This is a genomic window from Streptomyces neyagawaensis (assembly GCF_023516595.1).
Lineage (GTDB): Bacteria > Actinomycetota > Actinomycetes > Streptomycetales > Streptomycetaceae > Streptomyces > Streptomyces neyagawaensis.
Genome location: NZ_JAMGBG010000048.1, coordinates 88,239 through 105,257 on the forward strand (window position 1 = coordinate 88,239; position 17,019 = coordinate 105,257).

Annotated in this window: 16 protein-coding genes; 4 read left to right on the forward strand and 12 right to left on the reverse strand. The window is 72.7% G+C overall.

Features of this window, described 5'->3' with window-relative positions; genetic code table 11:
* Position 1 precedes the first annotated feature (1 nt).
* The 9 genes from M8J73_RS21550 to M8J73_RS21590 all read right to left on the reverse strand — a co-directional run bounded on the left by M8J73_RS21550 (position 2) and on the right by M8J73_RS21590 (position 7,634).
* A complete protein-coding gene (locus M8J73_RS21550; RefSeq protein WP_055539053.1) occupies positions 2-1,111 on the reverse strand; it encodes an SPFH domain-containing protein in 1,110 nt (369 codons plus the stop codon).
* 29 nt (positions 1,112-1,140) lie between these two features.
* Entirely contained in the window at positions 1,141-1,578 is a 438-nt protein-coding gene (locus M8J73_RS21555) for an NfeD family protein (protein WP_055539054.1), read from the reverse strand.
* 156 nt (positions 1,579-1,734) lie between these two features.
* Entirely contained in the window at positions 1,735-2,043 is a 309-nt protein-coding gene (locus M8J73_RS21560; protein ID WP_079054868.1) for a ferredoxin, read from the reverse strand.
* Positions 2,040-3,386 (reverse strand): NADH-ubiquinone oxidoreductase-F iron-sulfur binding region domain-containing protein, encoded by a 1,347-nt coding sequence (locus M8J73_RS21565; RefSeq protein WP_249828951.1) that lies wholly within the window; start codon positions 3,384-3,386, stop codon positions 2,040-2,042. The genes M8J73_RS21560 and M8J73_RS21565 overlap by 4 nt, the downstream gene beginning before the upstream one ends.
* Positions 3,383-4,069, reverse strand: coding sequence for a ferric reductase-like transmembrane domain-containing protein (locus tag M8J73_RS21570; RefSeq protein ID WP_249828952.1), 687 nt, complete (start codon positions 4,067-4,069; stop codon positions 3,383-3,385). Before M8J73_RS21570 ends, M8J73_RS21565 begins: the two co-directional genes overlap by 4 nt.
* A complete protein-coding gene (locus tag M8J73_RS21575; RefSeq protein ID WP_249828953.1) occupies positions 4,066-5,055 on the reverse strand; it encodes an FAD:protein FMN transferase in 990 nt (329 codons plus the stop codon). Before M8J73_RS21575 ends, M8J73_RS21570 begins: the two co-directional genes overlap by 4 nt.
* Positions 5,052-5,456, reverse strand: coding sequence for a hypothetical protein (locus tag M8J73_RS21580; RefSeq protein WP_249828954.1), 405 nt, complete (start codon positions 5,454-5,456; stop codon positions 5,052-5,054). The genes M8J73_RS21575 and M8J73_RS21580 overlap by 4 nt, the downstream gene beginning before the upstream one ends.
* A 79-nt stretch (positions 5,457-5,535) precedes the next feature.
* Entirely contained in the window at positions 5,536-6,933 is a 1,398-nt protein-coding gene (locus M8J73_RS21585; protein ID WP_249828955.1) for a sensor histidine kinase, read from the reverse strand.
* Positions 6,930-7,634: a response regulator transcription factor gene (locus M8J73_RS21590; protein WP_055542007.1), complete on the reverse strand. Its 705-nt coding sequence runs from the start codon at positions 7,632-7,634 to the stop codon at positions 6,930-6,932. Before M8J73_RS21590 ends, M8J73_RS21585 begins: the two co-directional genes overlap by 4 nt.
* A gap of 257 nt (positions 7,635-7,891) precedes the next feature.
* Here M8J73_RS21590 and M8J73_RS21595 point away from each other — a divergent pair, with 257 nt between their 5' ends.
* The 3 genes from M8J73_RS21595 to M8J73_RS21605 all read left to right on the forward strand — a co-directional run bounded on the left by M8J73_RS21595 (position 7,892) and on the right by M8J73_RS21605 (position 13,529).
* Positions 7,892-9,580, forward strand: coding sequence for an NAD(P)H-dependent oxidoreductase subunit E (locus M8J73_RS21595; RefSeq protein ID WP_249828956.1), 1,689 nt, complete (start codon positions 7,892-7,894; stop codon positions 9,578-9,580).
* Complete coding sequence (fdhF, locus tag M8J73_RS21600) at positions 9,577-12,264, forward strand: formate dehydrogenase subunit alpha (protein WP_055541344.1); 2,688 nt, start codon at positions 9,577-9,579, stop codon at positions 12,262-12,264. Before M8J73_RS21595 ends, fdhF begins: the two co-directional genes overlap by 4 nt.
* 92 nt (positions 12,265-12,356) lie before the next feature.
* Positions 12,357-13,529, forward strand: a complete 1,173-nt coding sequence (locus M8J73_RS21605) for an MFS transporter (protein WP_055541346.1) — start codon at positions 12,357-12,359, stop codon at positions 13,527-13,529.
* A gap of 42 nt (positions 13,530-13,571) precedes the next feature.
* On the opposite strand, the gene M8J73_RS21610 is transcribed toward M8J73_RS21605, so the two are convergent.
* From M8J73_RS21610 to M8J73_RS21620, 3 genes are all read right to left on the reverse strand, one after another.
* On the reverse strand, positions 13,572-13,901 hold the full coding sequence (locus tag M8J73_RS21610) for a cation transporting ATPase C-terminal domain-containing protein (protein WP_240501598.1): 330 nt from the start codon (positions 13,899-13,901) through the stop codon (positions 13,572-13,574).
* 362 nt (positions 13,902-14,263) lie between these two features.
* Entirely contained in the window at positions 14,264-15,142 is an 879-nt protein-coding gene (locus M8J73_RS21615; protein WP_055541342.1) for a potassium channel family protein, read from the reverse strand.
* A 266-nt stretch (positions 15,143-15,408) separates the two neighbouring features.
* Complete coding sequence (locus M8J73_RS21620) at positions 15,409-16,284, reverse strand: universal stress protein (RefSeq protein WP_055541345.1); 876 nt, start codon at positions 16,282-16,284, stop codon at positions 15,409-15,411.
* A gap of 270 nt (positions 16,285-16,554) precedes the next feature.
* Here M8J73_RS21620 and M8J73_RS21625 point away from each other — a divergent pair, with 270 nt between their 5' ends.
* Positions 16,555-17,013 carry a cyclic nucleotide-binding domain-containing protein gene (locus M8J73_RS21625; RefSeq protein ID WP_055541341.1) on the forward strand — a complete coding sequence of 153 codons (459 nt, stop codon included), beginning with the start codon at positions 16,555-16,557 and terminating at the stop codon, positions 17,011-17,013.
* Positions 17,014-17,019 lie beyond the last annotated feature (6 nt).

The window sequence follows — 17,019 nt, forward strand, 5'->3', positions numbered from 1 at the left end:
CTCAGTCCCCGGCGGTCCTGGGCCGGCGCGGGACTTGGGGTGACTTCGCGGCCTCGGCCTCCGCCTTGGCGTCGCTCACCGCCGCGGCGGCCTGCTTCTCCGCCTCGTCCGCGGCCGCGGCGGCATCGAGGGACACGATCGAGCCCGCCTCCAACTGGGGAACCCTGCCGTCGTCGGGGCTGTCGCGACCGTCTGCGGCGGCTGCCTGCTCGGGCCGCCCGGAGGCGGCGGAACCTGCCGCCGACTCGTCGCCGAAAGCCCGGGTGACGGTTCGTACCGCCTCGGTCAGCTCCCCGGGGATCACCCAGAAGGTGTTGTTGTCGCTGCTTGCCAGGTGCGGGAGTGTTTCGAGGTACTTGTAGGCCAGGACCTTGGGGTCGGCGTTGTTGCGGTGGACGGCCTGGAAGACGAGTTCCACCGCCTTGGCCTCGCCGTCCGCCCTAAGGATCATGGCTTGCTGCGCGCCCTGGGCTTCCAGGATGTCCTTCTGCTTCGTGCCTTCCGCGGTGAGGATCTTGGCCTGCCGCTCCCCTTCGGCGTGCAGGATGGCCGCCCGCTTGTCACGCTCGGCCCGCATCTGCTTCTCCATCGCCTCCTTGATGGTGGCCGGCGGATCGATGGCCTTGATCTCGACGCGGTTGACCCGGATGCCCCACTTGCCGGTGGCGTCGTCGAGGACGGCGCGGAGCCGGGAGTTGATCTCCTCACGAGAGGTGAGGGTCTCCTCCAGGTCCATGCTGCCGATGACGTTGCGCAGCGTGGTCACGGTGAGCTGGTCGATCGCCTGGAGGTAGTCGGCGACCTCATAGGCCGCCGCCCGTGGATCGGTGATCTGGTAGTAGAGGACGGTGTCGATGTTCACCACGAGGTTGTCCTCGGTGATCACCGGCCTGGGGTCGGACGAATAGACCTGCTCCCGCACGTCGAGCTTGGTGTTGATGCGGTCCGCGACCGGCACGACCAGGTTCAGTCCGGGTTGCAGCGTCCGGCGGTACCGGCCGAACCGCTCGACGTTGTAGCGGCGCGCCTGGGGCACGATCCGCACACTGGAGGCCACGAGGAGGACGACGACGAGGATCGCCACGAGGAGGGGGACGACGAGCGGATCCACAGTGCCTCCGTTGAGGTGTGTTCAGCCGTTCACGGAAGGAGTTCGCGGGGGTAGACGACGGCCGTGGCGCCCTCGATCTCCATGACGTCCACCCACGCGCCCGCCGGGATGACCAGGGTTTCGTCGAAGGCGCGGGCGGACCACTCCTCACCGGAGAGTTTGATCAGGCCACGGGTCGCGGTGACCTCCTGCATGACCTGGGCCCGTTTGCCGATCAGGGCGTCACTGCCGTCTCGTACGAGAGGTTGCTGTGCCATGTGCCGCAGTACCACGGGACGGATGAGGAAGAGGCCCGCCGCGGCCGCCGCCGTGAGGGCCACGAGCTGGCCGAAGAGCCCGATGCCCACACCGGCGACCAGGGCGGCGACCAACGCGGCACCCGCCATCAACCCGAGAACCAGCGTCAGGGTGAAGGCCTCCGCGGCGCCCAGCGCCGCGGCGACGAGCAGCCACACGAACCACGGCATCGCATCGCCCTCCTCAAAGGGGCCTTCTCCACCAAGCTACCTCCCGGGGACGCCTGGCAGACAGAGGCGGTGACTGCCCTTCTCGGGTACGAGGGGCATGCCCTGCCACCACGGTCACACCCCGCGACCGTTGGGGGGTTCCCGGCCGTCGCCGCGTCACCGGAACCCACGGCCGCTCAAGGACTTCGGCACCACCTTCCAGCGCTTCCTGGTGCGGCTCGACCGGCCGGTCCGGTGGCGGGGAGTTCCACCGGCGGTCCGGGCGGCGTCGAGGTGGAGGGCCAGGACGGGACAGGCCGCGGCGGCCCGGCGGGCGTGGGTGAGCAGGTGGTCGGGCACCTCCCGATCCTTGATGACGGGGTAGCCCCATTCGTCGAGGTCGATCAGCTCGGGGAGCAGTTCCCCGCACAAGCCGTGCCCGGTACAGGCGATGCGGTCCACGCGTAGAGCCTTGGTGGGGATCATCTCCAGGTCTCCGGGGGCAGGGCGGGCGGAACGGGAATCAGCGGTGACCGGCAGTCGGCGGCGGAACAGACGCCGTGACGCAGGTGGTCGTCGATGTCGTCGGCGAAGACGCGCAGCGCGGACGCGGCGAGGCGAGCGGCGCCGTCGGGGTGTCGGCAGGCGCCGCGGCCCGGCAGCAGACCCGTCCGCCGTAGCAGCCGGGGCAGCAGGCCGGGGTCCGCCCGACCGGTGACCAGCGCGGCGAAGTCGTCGGCCACGGCCGGCAGGCCGAAGCTGCAGGGGCCGCACTGGCCGGCCCCTTGGGCGGCCAGGTAGGCGAGCATGCGCGCCGTTTCGCTCAACCCGCACCCGGAGTGCGGAAGCGCGACGAGGACGCCCGCGCCGGGGGCGGCACCCAGCGGGGCCAGGTCGCGTCGGGCGAGGGGGGTGCGGAGGTGTTCGGCCGGGAGCCAGGTGCCCGCGAAGCCGCCGAGCAGGACTGCTCGTACGGGCTGCCTGGGGCCCCCGGCGCGGTCGAGGACCTCGGTGATCGGGGTGCCTAGCGCGACCTCCTGGACGCCCGGCGCGGCGACGGCGCCGGAGACGGTGACGAGCGTTGTGCCGGGCTCGTACGGAACGCCCGACCGCCGGAACCAGTCAGGGCCGTGGCGGGCGATGAGCGCGAGGTGGGCGAAGGTCTCGACGTTGTTCACGAGGGTGGGGCGGCGGGCGACGCCGCGCTCGTGGGTGCGGGGCGGAGTGCCCCGGGGGCGGGCCGGTCCCCCGTCGAGCCAGCGCACCAGCGACGTCGACTCGCTGGAGACGTAGGCGTGCGGCAGGGCGTGCAGGTGCAGCCGCACCGGATCGACGCCCGCGTGGCTCCGTTCGTCCAAGGCGGCGCTGAGCCGACGGTACTGGGCGGTGCGGGTGCGGGGCAGGCACACGTGGACGGTGTCGGCGCCCACCGCGAGCGCGGCCAGAACTGCGCCGTCGAGGACGAGGTGCGGTGCGACGGCGAGCAGGAACTGGTCCTTGTGGCTGGCGGGTTCGCTCTCCATGGCGTTGGCGACGACCACCGCGCGGCGTCGGCGTTCGGCGACGGCACGCAGCTTGCGGGCGGTGGGGAATCCGGCTCCGCCGCGTCCGGTGAGTCCGGCCGACTCGACGGCGTCCACGAGCGGCATCGTCGTCCGGCTACCGGGAACGTGGGCGACGGGGGACGGCCCGTGGCGCCGTAGGTGATCGGTGAGGTCGGCCGGTCGCGCGGTGGCGTGCCATCCCGCCAGCAGGCGGGCGACTGTGGAGTCACCCGGTTCGGCCGTACCTTCGAGGGGTGCGGAGGTGTCCGCGGTCGAGAAGGTCACCGTCCACCTCCGAGCAGGATCGTCCCGGTGGCGGCACGCTGGGACCAGCCGGGCTGGAGCGGGCCGGCGGCCAGGAACGCCGTCAGTACCACGGGTACGGCGACGACGGCCACGGAGGCCACCAGTCGGCCGACGACGCGTCCCGGACCGGCCTTCGCCAGTCGCCACCACACCGCACCGACCACCCCGGTGAGACAGCCGGCGTACAGCCACAGCTGGAGAGGGAGCCGGGTGTCGGTACCGGTCCCGGCGCTGTGGAAGAGGGCGAGTGGCCAGGCGGCGTAGGCAAACCAGTGCACGGCCTTCCAGCGGCGTACCCCGAGCCGACGCCGCAGGGCGCTGGTGACCAGCACCGCGAGCAGCAGATCGAGCGCGACCGTGCCCAGTGCGAGCCAGAGTGGCCGGTAGGGCGCTCCGAACGGCACGACGGCCACCGTCCATCCCAGGTGCACGAACGGGTCGAGGACCGCGGTCACCACGTGGCCGGCGAGGAACACCACGGCGAGCAGGGACAGGTTGCGGTGCAGCAGCGCGATCTCGAAGCGGCCGATCCGCCGTGGCGCGGTCCGCCCGCCGGAGGCTATGCCCAGCACCACCGTGGCGGTGAGCAGCATCAGGGCGATGGTGCCGCCCGCGCGGCTCGCGTACCACAGGGGGCTGCCCGCCAGGCCGAGTGTCGTCATCGTGGGCCTCCGGGGGCGGTGGTTCCGAGGCCTGCGGGAGCGGGGGCGTGGACATCGGGGGGCCAGCCGCCGAGGCGGACGACGGTGCCGTCGACGCCTGCCAGCCGGATGGGCAGGCCGGTGCCCCTCAGCCAGTCCACTGCCCGGTCGCCGAGCACGATCGCCGCCGTGCTGACGGCATTGGCGTCCACGCAGGTGGCGGCCGCGACGGTGACCGTGCGCCACACGGATGCGGCGGGCTCGCCCGACACCGGGTCGACGATGTGATGCAGGATCCGTCCACCGCGCCGCCAGGTGCGTACCCGGATGCCCGAGGTTGCCAGCGCACCACCGGTCACCGCCACAGCGGCACCGCCTTCGGGGGCGGGTCGGGCATGGTCGTCGGCGACGGCGATGCGCCAGCCGCCCTCGGGTGCCGGACCGGCTGTCGCCAGGTCACCGCCGAGGCCGACCAGAACTCCGCAGCCGGTCACGGCGGCGGCCTGCCGGGCCGCACGGTCAGCGGAAAGGGCCTTGGCCGTGGCCCCCAGGTCGAGGCGGGTCCCGGGGGGCAGACGCAGCATGCGGGTGTGCGGGTCGAAGGCGATCCGCCGCCAGCCGGGCGCCGGTCGGGCCACCGGCACGGGGCGGGCGTCCTCGGGCAGGAGGGAGACGAAGGTGCGGTCGTAGCCGAGCGCTGTCAGCGCACCGCCCACGGTCGGGTCCACGGCCCCGTCGGTGAGGCGTGCCGCATGCAGGGCGGCCTGCAAGGCATCGGCGAAGTACTCCCCGACCGCCGTCGTGACACCTGCACTCGCGTTCACACGGGTGAGTTCGGAGTCGGCCCGGAAGCGGCTGCAGGCGCGGTCGACGGCGGCCAGCTCGGCGCGCAGGGTCGCTTCCGCGGCGGGCAGGGCGGCCGGGTCGGTGACCAGAAGGGCGGCGGTCGTGCCGAGGGCCGGGAAGACGGTCCGGGAGGGCGAGGGAGCCGGGGTGCGTGTGGTCATGACGCCCCCGTGGTGGTGTGCGGTTGCTGCCGGGTCGCGGCGGGCGGCTGGGCAGGGGGCTGCGGAGCCGGTTGCGTGGCGGGAGCCTCGCCCTCCTCGTCGTCATCCTCGTCGCTCTCGTGGCCGTTCGACCCCTCGCGTCCCTCGTCGTCCTTTCCCGATCCCGATGTCCCGGCTGTCGACGCCGAGGGACTGTGTATCGGAGCGTTCGACGGCGCGGGAGTGGCCTGACCGCCCGGCAGCAGATGCGTGTAGGCCCCGCCGAGTGCCGCCGCGCCGGCCGCGGCCGTGGCCGCGATCCACAGCGTGGTGCGGCGGCTGCGGCGCAGACCGCGGTCGCGTGCGCGGGCGGAGGGCACGGGGGCGGGTGTCTGCGGGGAGTCACCGGGCGAGGGGGCCATGGCAGCACTCCTGGAGAATCGGCGGCCCGAATCGGCTGCGTGCACTTCCAGGCTGATCGCACGGCCCCCTGAAACTCCCTCAGGTCTCCTTCAGAACTGGTAAAGATCCCGGCGTCCTGCCGCGACGCCCGCTCTCCGGCCGCAGGGGCAGATCGAGTACGACGGTCAGTCCGCCTCCGGGCGTGTCCTCCAGTCGTACCGTGCCGCCGTTGACGGTGACGAGCCGGTGCACGATGGCCAGCCCCAGGCCCGCGCCCCGGGCCCGGGTGTTGCCGAACCGGCGGAAGGCGACGGCCTTCGCCTCGTCCGTCATCCCCGGCCCGTCGTCCCTGACGACAACTCGGGCGGAGCCGCCCGCCACTCGGTGGTCGAGCGTCACGCTCCCGCCGGTGGGCACGGCGTCCACGGCGTTGGCGATCAGGTTGTCGAGGATCTGCTCCAGATGCCCCGAACCCAGCGCGACGGTCAGTGCCGGTCTTCCGGTGACGGCGATCAGCCGGACGTCGCGTTCCTCGGCGACGGGCGACCATGCGGCCACCCGTTCGGTGACCACCTCGTCGACCCGCACCGCGGTGGGACGCGCCGTGGCCTGCTCGGCGCGCGCGACCGCCAGCAGCCCGTCGACCAGCCGGGACAACCGGGCGATCTCCTCCTGCGCGGCGGCGAGTTCCGCAGCGGTCTCGCCCTTGGCGTCGGCGGCCAGGACGTCGAGCCGCAGCCGCAGCGCGGCCAACGGCGTACGCAGCTGGTGCGACACGTCGGCGATCACGGCCCGGTGGCCGTGGACCAGGGTCTCCATCCGGGCCGCCATGGTGTTGAAGGTGGCAGCCAGTCGACGCACCTCCGGCGGACCCGCGCCGACGTCGGCCCGTTCGTCGAGGGCGCCCTCGCCCAGTCGCCGAGCGCTGGTGTCCAGCGTCGACAAGGGACGGCTGACCCAGCGGGCCAGGCGCACGGACAGCAGCGCGGACGCGGCCAACCCTGCGACGCCGATCGCGGAGGACCAGCCCCAGATCGCCGCGACGCGGGCGTCCAACGGACCGGAGGAGCGGGCGAGGACGACCGCTCCGGCGGGCCGGCGCACCTCACCGGCCGGTTCCGCGGCCAGCAGCCACCCCTCGTTCTCCGGCGGCTCCGGCTGACGCCCGTCCAGCACGTCCTCCACCTGCTCGTCCGCCTCCTCGCCTTGGGCCGCCTTGCAGCGCGTACTGGCCACCACGCGTCCGGAAGCGTCGTACACGGCGGCGCAGTCGCCGGCCCGGGCGGCCCTGTCCAGCTCCTGACGCATGACGGTCGGCGGCTTGTCATCGGAGAGATGCTCCTCGGCGGCCGCGGCGATCACCCTGGTGGCCGCCCGTTGGCTCTCGCGGTAGGCGACTCGCTCGCGCGCGGTCAGCGCCACCGCGAGCGGTACCACGGCCAGCACCAGCAGCACGGAGGTCAGGACGAGGAGGGTCCAGGTGATCCGGCGTGTCACGGCCGCTCCCGCGGCTCCTGGACCGTCCCGAGCCGGAAGCCCTGCCCGTAGACCGTCTCGATCAGGCCGGGCACGCCGAGCTTGCGGCGAAGTGCCGCCAGATGTACGTCCAGCACCTTCGTCGGTCCGTACCAGTGGGCGTCCCAGGCCCGCTCCAGGATCTGCTGTCGGCTCACCACCCGACCAGGATCGGCGACCAGGCACTCCAGAATGCCGAACTCCTTCGGGGTCAGAGCGACCCCATGGCCGTTCACCGAGACCTGGCGGGTGCGCAGGTCGAGCGCCAGCGGACCGTGCCGCAGGATCTCCGGCCCGGCCGGACGCCGGCGACGCAGCACGGCGCGGATCCGCGCCAGCAGCTCGGCCAGCCCGAACGGCTTCACCAGATAGTCGTCGGCGCCCTCGTCCAGGGCCAGTACGCGGTCCGCCTCCTCGCCTCGGGCGGTCACCGCGATGATCGCTGCGTCCGACCGGGCACGCAGCCTCCGGCACACCTCGACGCCGTCGAGGTCGGGTAGCCCCAGATCGAGCAGGACGACGTCGGGTGTGGGTGCGGACAGGGCTGCCCGTCCGGTCCCGACCCTCTCGGCCCCGTACCCCGCCTGCCGCAGGCCGCGCACCAGGGACTCGGCGATGCCGCGGTCGTCCTCGACCACCAGCACCCGCGTCTCCTCCGCATCGTCCCTGGCCCGGGCGTTCATGCTCGTCGCGCACCTCTCGGGTGAGGGGAAGCCTCCACGTCTGACTGTCTCAGGCTGCGCCAGTGCCCCGCACCATCGGTAGGGGCCAACCGTCCCCTGTGAACGCCGACGGCCGCGCGGACCGGCTCGCTGACGACGGCGCCGTCGAGACGCAGCAGTCGACCATGCTCGGGGCATCCGCGGGACGCTCTCAGGCGACGCTCGTGCGTGCCGATCCCCCGGCTGCGGTCCCGCACGTCTGCCTTCACGATGAATACATGGCGCTCGTCCACTCCGCTCACTCGTTCGACGCCTTCCGGGCGCTGGCGGACCGGCACGGGAGGCCCGGGGAAAGGCTGGTCGAGTCGCTGGCCGAGGCCAGGGCCACGACGGGGGACGGTCCCGAGTCCTGGGCGCCGGCTGTCGCCGCCCGCGCCGGTCTGCCCGCCGCCGCCGCGCTGGGACCTGCGGGCTACTACGCGGACCTCGCCGCCCCGCACGGCAACCGTCATGTCCGGGTGTGCGCCGCGACGGCGTGCTTCGCCGCGGCAGGCGGAGGGCACCTCGCCGAGGTGGAGCGTGAGCTGGGGGTCGCCGCCCACACCGCGTCACCGCAGGGTGAAGTGTCGCTTCAGGCCGTCCGCTGTGTGGGTTACTGCTACGCGGGGCCCGCCGCCCTCGACGGCACCACACCCTGCACCGGGGCGTCCCTGACCGCTCAGCTCACCGGTCGGGAGGCACCGCGGGCGCCGGTGATCCCGGTGGCCGACGACACCGGTGACCCGGTTCTGCTGAGTGGCCTGCTCTCCGGTGAGTCGGCGTGGCGGGTGTGGTCGAGGACGCTGTCGTCAGGCACTCCGGAGGAGGTCCACCGGGAGGTGGCGGCGTCCGGGCTGCGGGGGCGTGGCGGCGCCGGATTCCGCGTGGCGGCGAAGTGGGAAGCGGCCGGCCGCGCGCCCGGGACCGTCGTCGTCGCCAACGGGGACGAAGGCGATCCGGGTTCCTACGCCGACAGACTGCTGATGGAGGCCGATCCGGGACACGTGCTGGAGGGGCTGGCTCTCGCCTGCTTCGCCTGCGGGGCTCGTCAGGGCACGGTGCTGGTGCGCTCCGAGTATCCGGCCGCGCTGGCACGGATGAGGGAAGCGGTGCGTCAGGCGTACGCCGAAGGGCATCTCGGACCGTCGGTCCATGGGACGGCCACCTCCCTGGACATCCACATCGCCGAAGGCGCCGGCTCCTATGTCGCCGGTGAGGAGACGGCACTCATCGCCGGGCTGGAGGGTGGGCGCGGATGCGCCAGGCCCCGGCCGCCGTACCCGACCGAGCGTGGTCTGTGGAACGCGCCGACCGTCGTCAACAACGTGGAGACCCTGGCGGCCGTCCCTTGGATCGTGGAGCACGGCGGCCGGTCGTACGCACGGCGGGGCACGCCCGACGAGACGGGGACCAAGTTGGTGTGTCTGTCGGAGCGGTTCGTGCGGCCGGGTTGCTACGAGGTCGAGCTCGGCACACCGGTGCGGCGGATCGTCACCGAGCTGGGAGGCGGGCTGAAGGACGGAGCGGAGCTGATGGCCCTCCAGGTGGGCGGTCCGCTGGGCGGCTTCCTCGCTCCCGACGCGCTGGACGTGCCGCTGTCGGAGGCAGGACTGTCGGGCCGGGGCGCCGCTCTCGGCCACGCCGGTCTCGTCGCCTTCGACGAACGGGTGACACCTGAGGAAGTGCTGCGTCACGTTTGGGAGTTCGCGGCGGCCGAGAGTTGCGGCGCGTGCTCGCCCTGCCGTGTCGGCTCGCGCCGCGGCCTGGAGTGGGCGTCCTCCGGCACGCCACCGGGCCGGGAGTGGGAGCGGCTGTCGCGTGTCCTGGCCGAGGCGAGCCTGTGTGCCTTCGGACGACGGATCCCGCCCGCCGTACGCAGCCTTGCCCGCGCCTACGGGGACCGGCCGGCGGGCTGGGACCCCCAATGAACGGAGTATCGATCGAGGTCGACGGCACCGTTGTCGAGGTGCCCGAGGAGTGGTCGCTGCTCATGGCGGTGCGGGCGGCCGGCATCGAGTTGCCCGCGCTGTGCTCCGACGACCGGCTCAGTCCCGCGGGTTCGTGTCGCACGTGCCTCGTGCGGGTCGGGGGTCGCGTGGCGGCGGCCTGTGTCACTCCGGCCTCCCCCGCCATGCGTGTGGACACCAGTGGTGACGAGATCGTGCGGCTGCGCCGGGAAGCGGTGGAGATCATCGTCTCCGCGTTGCCGCCCCGGGCCCTCGCCGACGGCAGCCCCAGCGAACTGGCCCAGGTCTGCCGGTCGATGGGCATCGGACCCGAGCTGGCGCAGGGCGCCGGAGGCCGGGGCGGGGACGAGTCCCACCCGTACGTCCACCTGGACCGGGACCTGTGCATCGCCTGTGGTCGGTGCGTGCGCATGTGCTCCGAGTTGCAGGGCACCTTCGCCCTCACCCTGGTCGGCAGAGGCGGTGACACCGTCGTGGCGCCGGGTACCGGCGGGCCCTGGGCCGAGTCGGACTGCGTGGCCTGCGGCGGCTGTGTGGACACATGCCCCACCGGCGCGATCACGCAGCCGGGACCGGCGCGGGGACTCACCTCGGCGCTCCCTCCCACGCAGGCCCGGACCCGTACCACATGCGGCTACTGCGGCGTGGGATGCACCCTCGACGTGATCGCACAGGACGGTGACGTCACGGCGGTGCTGCCCGCCCGGGACGGCCCGGTCAACCGCGGCCACGCGTGTGTGAAGGGCCGCTTCTCCCACGGATTCCGCACGTCACCGGAACGGCTCACCCAGCCCCTGCTGCGACGCGACGGCGTGCTGGAGCCGGTCGGCTGGGACGAGGCCCTGGCTCACATCGCACGAGGGCTGCGGACCGCCGTCGACATCGGCGGCCCGGACTCCGTGGCGGCGATCTCCTCGGCCCGCGCCACGAACGAAGAGAACTATCTCGTACAGAAGTTCCTGCGGGTCGTCATCGGCTCCAACAACGTCGACAACTGCTCCCGCCTGTGCCACTCCCCCTCCGCCGCCGGTCTGACGGCGTCCTTCGGGCTCTCCGGCGGCACCGACACCTTCGACGACGTGGAGCGGGCCGACTGCCTGCTGGTGGTCGGGGCCAATCCCGTGGAGGCCCACCCGGTGGTCGGGGCCCGGCTGCTGAGGCGGGTCCTCCACGGGGCGAGGCTGGTCGTCGCCGACCCGCGTGCCGTGGGCCTCGCCCCGCACGCCGACGTACACCTGCGGCCGCGTCCCGGCACGAACGTGGCGCTCTTCCACGGGCTCGCCCATGTCCTGCTCGCCGAAGGGCTGATCGACGAGGCGTTCCTGCGTGAACGGTCCACCGGACTGTCTCCGCTCACCGAACTGCTGGCCGACTACCCGCCGGACCGGGTCACGGACCTCACCGGTGTGCCGCCCCGGGACCTGGTCGCCGCCGCCCGTCTGTACGGCGAAGCCGAGCGGCCTGCCATCGTCTACGGGCTCGGTGTGACCGAGCACCTCCACGGCACCGACGGGGTGCGGTCCCTGGCCAACCTGGCGATCCTGCGCGGCGCCGTCGGCACCGACCGGGGGTACGGGGTCAACCCGCTGCGCGGCCAGAACAACGTCCAGGGTGCCTCCGACATGGGCGCCCTGCCCGACCTCCTGCCCGGGTACGGAAAGGTGACCGACCCGGCCGCCCGCGCGCGGGCCGAGAACGTCTGGGGCGTCCCGGTACCCGGGCGGCCCGGGCTGCGGATCCCGGACATGTTCGCCGCCGCACGAGCCGGTGATCTGTGGGCGCTGTGGGTCATCGGTGAAGACGTCTGCGCCACCGATCCCGACGCGAACCAGGTCGTCCGCGCCCTGGACACCTGCCCGCTCGTCGTCTGCAACGAACTGTTCCTGTCCGAGACGGCCCGGCACGCCGACGTCGTACTGCCGGTGGCCTCCTGGCTGGAGAAGGACGGGACCTTCGTCAACTTCGACCGCCGGTTCCAGCGCGTGCGCCCCGCCGTGCCCCCGCCAGGACAGGCCCGCACCGACTTCGACATCCTGCGGGCCGTCGCCGACACCATGGGAGCCGACCTGGGCTGCGCGACTCCCGCCGATGCCCTGGCCGAATGCGGCCGGCTCGCACCCGTTTTCGCCGGCATCTCCCACGACCGACTGGACCGCGAGGGAGCCGTGCCGTGGCCCTGCACCGCCCCCGACCGGCCGGGAGAAGCCAAGCTCTACACCGACCGCTTCGCGACGGCGGACGGCCGGGCCCACCTGGCCGCCGCCCCCTATCTCCCTCCGGGCGAACGGCCCGACGACGACTATCCGCTGGTTCTGGTCACCGGGCGTCGCTGGGCCCACTACAACTCCGGAAGCATGACGCGGCGGGGCGGCAACCTGGCGCTCGACCCTGTCGACTTCCTGGACATCCACCCCGACGACGCCGACCGCCACGATGTCGGTGACGGCGACGAGGTGACGGTGGAGAGTCGACACGGCCGGGCCCGGCTCATCGCTCGTGTCAGTGACCAGATGGCCGCCGGCCAGGTCTTCTGCTCGTTCCACTTCCCCACGAGCGGGGTGAACCGCCTCACCTCCGATGTCGCGGACACCGTCACCTCCTGCCCCGAGTACAAGGTCACAGCGGTCCGCGTGGCGGTGGCGTGACAGCGGCGGACGGTGCCCCCGCACGAGGCCCATCAAGAAGCGGAGTCCGGAGAAAGGAAGAGCCGGTGAGCCGGTTCCCGCAGCCGACGCGCATGCTGGCCCTGGCCACAGCCGGGTTCATGGCGGGCTTCTGGGCGTGGGCCCTGCTGGGGCCGCTCGGCCCGACGCTCCGCGACGACCTGGGTCTCAGTTCGTTCCAGCAGTCCCTTGTGGTGGCTGTGCCGGTCCTCGTGGGCTCACTCGGCCGGATCCCCGTCGGAGCACTGACCGACCGTGTCGGGGCTCGCCGGATGTTCCCCCTGATCACCGCGCTGACCATCCTGCCCGTGCTCTACCTGGGCCATCTGGCCGACTCACTTGCCGAGTTCCTCGTCGGGGGCTTCTTCCTCGGGCTGGGCGGTACCACGTTCGCGGTGGGGGTGCCGTTCGTCAACGCCTGGTACCCGCCGGAACGACGCGGCCTGGCACTCGGCATCTTCGGCATCGGCACAGGTGGGACGGCCGTCTCGGCGGTCACCACCGTCCAGCTCGCCGATGCCGTCGACTGGAGTTTTCCCTTCACCCTTGTCGCCGTCGTGCTGGCCGTGTACGCCGTCACCGCGCACCTCCTGCTGCGCGATCACCCCGATCGCGCCGTCCCGCCCGGCTCCCTGCTCGCGCGCACCACGGCCACCCTGCGGATGCCCACCGCCTGGCAGTTGGCCTTCCTCTACGCCGTGGCCTTCGGCGGGTTCGTCGCTTTCAGCGTCTACCTGCCCACGTACCTCACCACCGCCTACGATGTCGGGCGCTCCGACGCGGCGCTGCGCACCGCCGGCTTCGTCGTCCTCGCGGTCGCAGCCCGCCCGATCGGCGGCTGGCTCTCCGACCGGTTCCACCCCGTCCCGGTGCTCATCGCGGCGTACACCGCCATCGCCGCGCTCGCCTTCCTGACCTCCCTCGAACTCGCCCTGGTCCCGATCGCCACGCTGACCTTCCTCGGTCTGGCCGCGGCCCTGGGCACCGCATCGGGCGCCGTGTTCGCTCTCGTCGCCCGTCTCGTACCCGCCGACCGGGTCGGATCGGTCACCGGTGTCGTCGGCGCCGCGGGCGGGCTCGGAGGCTTCTTCCCGCCTCTGGTGATGGGCGCCGTCCACAGCGTCACCGACGACTACACCTGGGGGTTTCTGCTCCTCGCCCTCACCGCCGCCGCCACCTGCGCTTTCACCGCGACCGTGGTCCGACACCATGCCCCACGCCCGGGTGGACGCGGGCGAGGCGCATGACGCCGTGCGACGGCACCCGGAACCGGAGAGTCGTGTGCACGATCACCGCCTTGTGTCGAGGCCCGTGCGGGGCTGCCGCTCCGGCCACAGCCGTGCCTGCAGACGCATGACCACGTGGCCGAGGCCCGACAGCGCGCAGGCGATCACGAGGTCCCCGAGCGAGAGCTGCTCCGTGCCCAGCAGGTCCCGGAGAGGGGGCAGGTAGACGCCGGCTGCCTGGAGGCACAGGGCCGCACCCACGGCGACGAGCAGGAACGGGTTGTCCAGGCTCCCCGGACGGGCGCGCGAGCCCAGGGCGACGCCCAGCTGGGTCGCACCGAGCACCAGGAAGATCATGGACTGCCAGGGGCGGCCCGTCTCCCGGGCCCACACGCCGACGACAGCCCCACCGTGGCAGACGCGGCACGGGGTGCGTCGGTGTCGGCGCCGGAGCCCGGGTGGTCCTGCTGCTCGCTCACGGATCCGGTGAGGTTCTCTGCGCGGGCGCCCCACGGAGTGCCCGGAGATCCCCGCGGCGCGCCAGGAGGACGCGAAGGCGTGCCGGAGCGGCGGCGACCGGACCGGTTCGTTCGCTCTCTGCCATGCACCGAACTCCCGTCATGGAGGGGAGACCCTGCCACCGCGTACCGGTGTCTGCTTGCCAGGGTGCCATCGCTGATGCCGACCGGCATGAGCGGATACTCGCCGATGTGGGGCGGCCCCTGCCCCGTGCGGCCCGGATGCGGGCCCGTTGCTCAGGGCTGTGCGAGGCTGCGCCCGTGGTCTGCGGCGTACGCCGCGAAAACCTCCGTTGCCGTGCCACCAGTATGGAGAAAACGCTGGTCAAGGACGGCTGCCAGGTCCTTCAGCGCACCGGCGAGAACGTCACCGGCCAGGCGGACCTCCGGCCGCCGTGCTTCCCCTCCTCGCTGGGCCATGGTAGCGGCGTAGCCGACCGTGGCCGCCAGCGACGCATGGTCCTCCCCGTCGTGGAAGTAGTACGCCTCGGCGTACTGGGTGAAGTCGATGCGCACGCGTACGACTTCGGTCGCCAGGCCGTCCAGCAGCAGCGCCCCGGCGGTGCAGTCGATCTGCTGCGGCGTCGGCGCCGAGTCGCGCAGGAGGGCGAGCCGGACGGCCAGGACCCTTCTCCGGGTCAGCGCCGGATAGATCTCCAGCACCCAGGAGACGGTGGCTGTCAGCAGGGCGAAGCCGACAAGGGCTTCCAACGGGGAGACAAGGCGGAGCCAGCCCTCGCCGGGCGCGATGTCCCCCAGTCCCAGGGTGGCCACCGTGACGAGCGACAGGTACACGGAGTCCAGCAGCGCGGGCTCCTGCGCCGCCTCGGAACCGGGTGAGAAGGCGAACGCCCCGGGCATGTGGGGCCAGTAGACGATGGCCCAGCCGAGGACGACGGTGGCGGCCCACATCCCCACCACCGTGACCATGGCGAGCGGTCCGACGAGCCCGACCACACGCCTGCGCGCTCGGAAGCGCCGGGCAAGACGCCACAGCGCCGTCATGACGAGGCGGCTCAGGCCGCCGTGGCGGGTGGGGTGCCAGAGGGTGTGGAAGAGGTCCCGGAGGGTGAGCATGACGAGCCCGGCGCCGACCAGCGAGACCAACCACTTCATCCACGTCTCCCACGGCAGTGTCACCCCAGGCGGAACCCTGCTTTCGGAGCCTATGGCCTGTCCGGCGGATTCCGCCGCTGACGCCGGGGTCGGCACGCCCCGTCTGCGCGGATCAGCTTTCCGGCACGGCCCCGGAACGACACGGCTCGGGGAGGGGCACCGTGGAGCCGTGGCTGGTGAGTCCCGGAACCGCAATGTGTGTCATGCGTGCGCAGTGGCTCGCGCGGCTGTTGCTCGCCATCGGGGTCGTACCCACGCGCGTCGGGTCAGGCCCGTTGGGGTACGACGGCCACCGGGCACTCGGCGTGATGCAGCAGGGCGTGGGCGACCCTGCCGAGTTGCAGGCCGACATGGCCGTGGCGCCTGCGCGCACCGACGACGACCAGGTCGGCGTCGGAGGAGGCGTCCAGCAGGACCTTGTGGGCGGGGCCTTCGACAGTCCGACTATGCACTTCCACCCGCGGGTGGTTCCGTACGGCGTCGCGCAGCGCGTCGGTGAGGAGGGCGGAGGCGCGCTCTTCGTAGGCACTGGCGGCGTCGCCCGCAACCAGGGGATGGTCCAACTGTTCGTGGGCGGGGCGGCGCCAAGCCCGTACAGCGCGCAGGGCGCTGCCGCGCGCCTCGGCCTCGCGGAGGGCGAACCGCGCGGCGTCCGAGCCCTCCGGGGAGCCGCCGAGACCGACCACCACCCGGCCGAAGGCGCCCTGCCGGTTCTGCTCCCCGCCGCGGATCACGATCACCGGGCAGACGGCACGGGCGGCCACCGCGAGGCTGACCGACCCCAGCAGCATCCCGGCGATCCCACCGCGGCCGCGGGAACCCGTGACCAGGGCGAAGGATTCATGAGCCGCGCGCAGGAGGGCGGACACGGCGTCGTCGGGCAGGACGTCGCTTAAGACCTCCACCTCCGAGTTGCGCAGCCGGGCTCGTTCCGCGCAGGACGCGGCGATGTGCTGGGCCATGGCTTCTGCGGTCGGACGGTCGGTGCTGAAGGACGGGCGGACGCCCTCGTACCGCTCCCACCAGGAGGCGTGGACGAGCCGCAGGGGCAGGCCGAGGCGCGCCGCCTCGTCCACCGCCCAGTCCACGGCATCCAGGCTGGAATCCGATCCGTCGACTCCCACGACCAGCGGAAGCTCCATGATCACCACCACCTTTCCTGCCCGGCCGCCGCCGGAAGTCCCTGTCCACACCGTCGCACCGCGTGGGTTGCGTCGCGACACGTGGCCCTGCCATCGAAGGGGGCCTCGGCCCGGGTTGCACTGCGGCGATTTACGACGATCGTGGAGTCATGCGGCCGGAGAATGAACGGAGAACCGTTCCTTGTACATCCGCCGCGCCCGTCGCGTCCTGTCGCATGGCCTGAGACGGGCCCGCCTCGGCTTCGGGGGCATGGTGAAGGGAAGGCGATCGTGGTTGCCAGGACCGGCGTCTTCGGCGCCCTGACCAGGGAGCACCGCGAGCGGCTCATCCCTCTGGCTCGTGAGGTGTCGTTCGCGACCGACGAGCGCATCTTCAACGAAGGCGGAAAGGCCGACCGCTTCTGGATCATCCGCACGGGCACCGTCGCCCTCGACATACACGTGCCCGGCCGCCGCGCGGCGGTCATCGAGACCCTCGGTGCCGGGGAGCTGCTGGGCTGGTCCTGGCTGATCCCTCCCCATCACTGGCACCTGGGGGCCCAGGCGAGCAGCCCGGTACGCGCCTACGAGTTGGACGCGCCGGAAGTCCGGGAGCTGTGCGGCAAGGACCCGGAGCTGGATCACGCGCTGTTGACCTACGTCGCCGGCGTCATCGCGGGTCGGCTCAGGTCCTCCCGGGTGCGGCTGCTCGACCTGTACGCACCCCACGGCGCCGGCGAGGTGCCCTGACGAGGC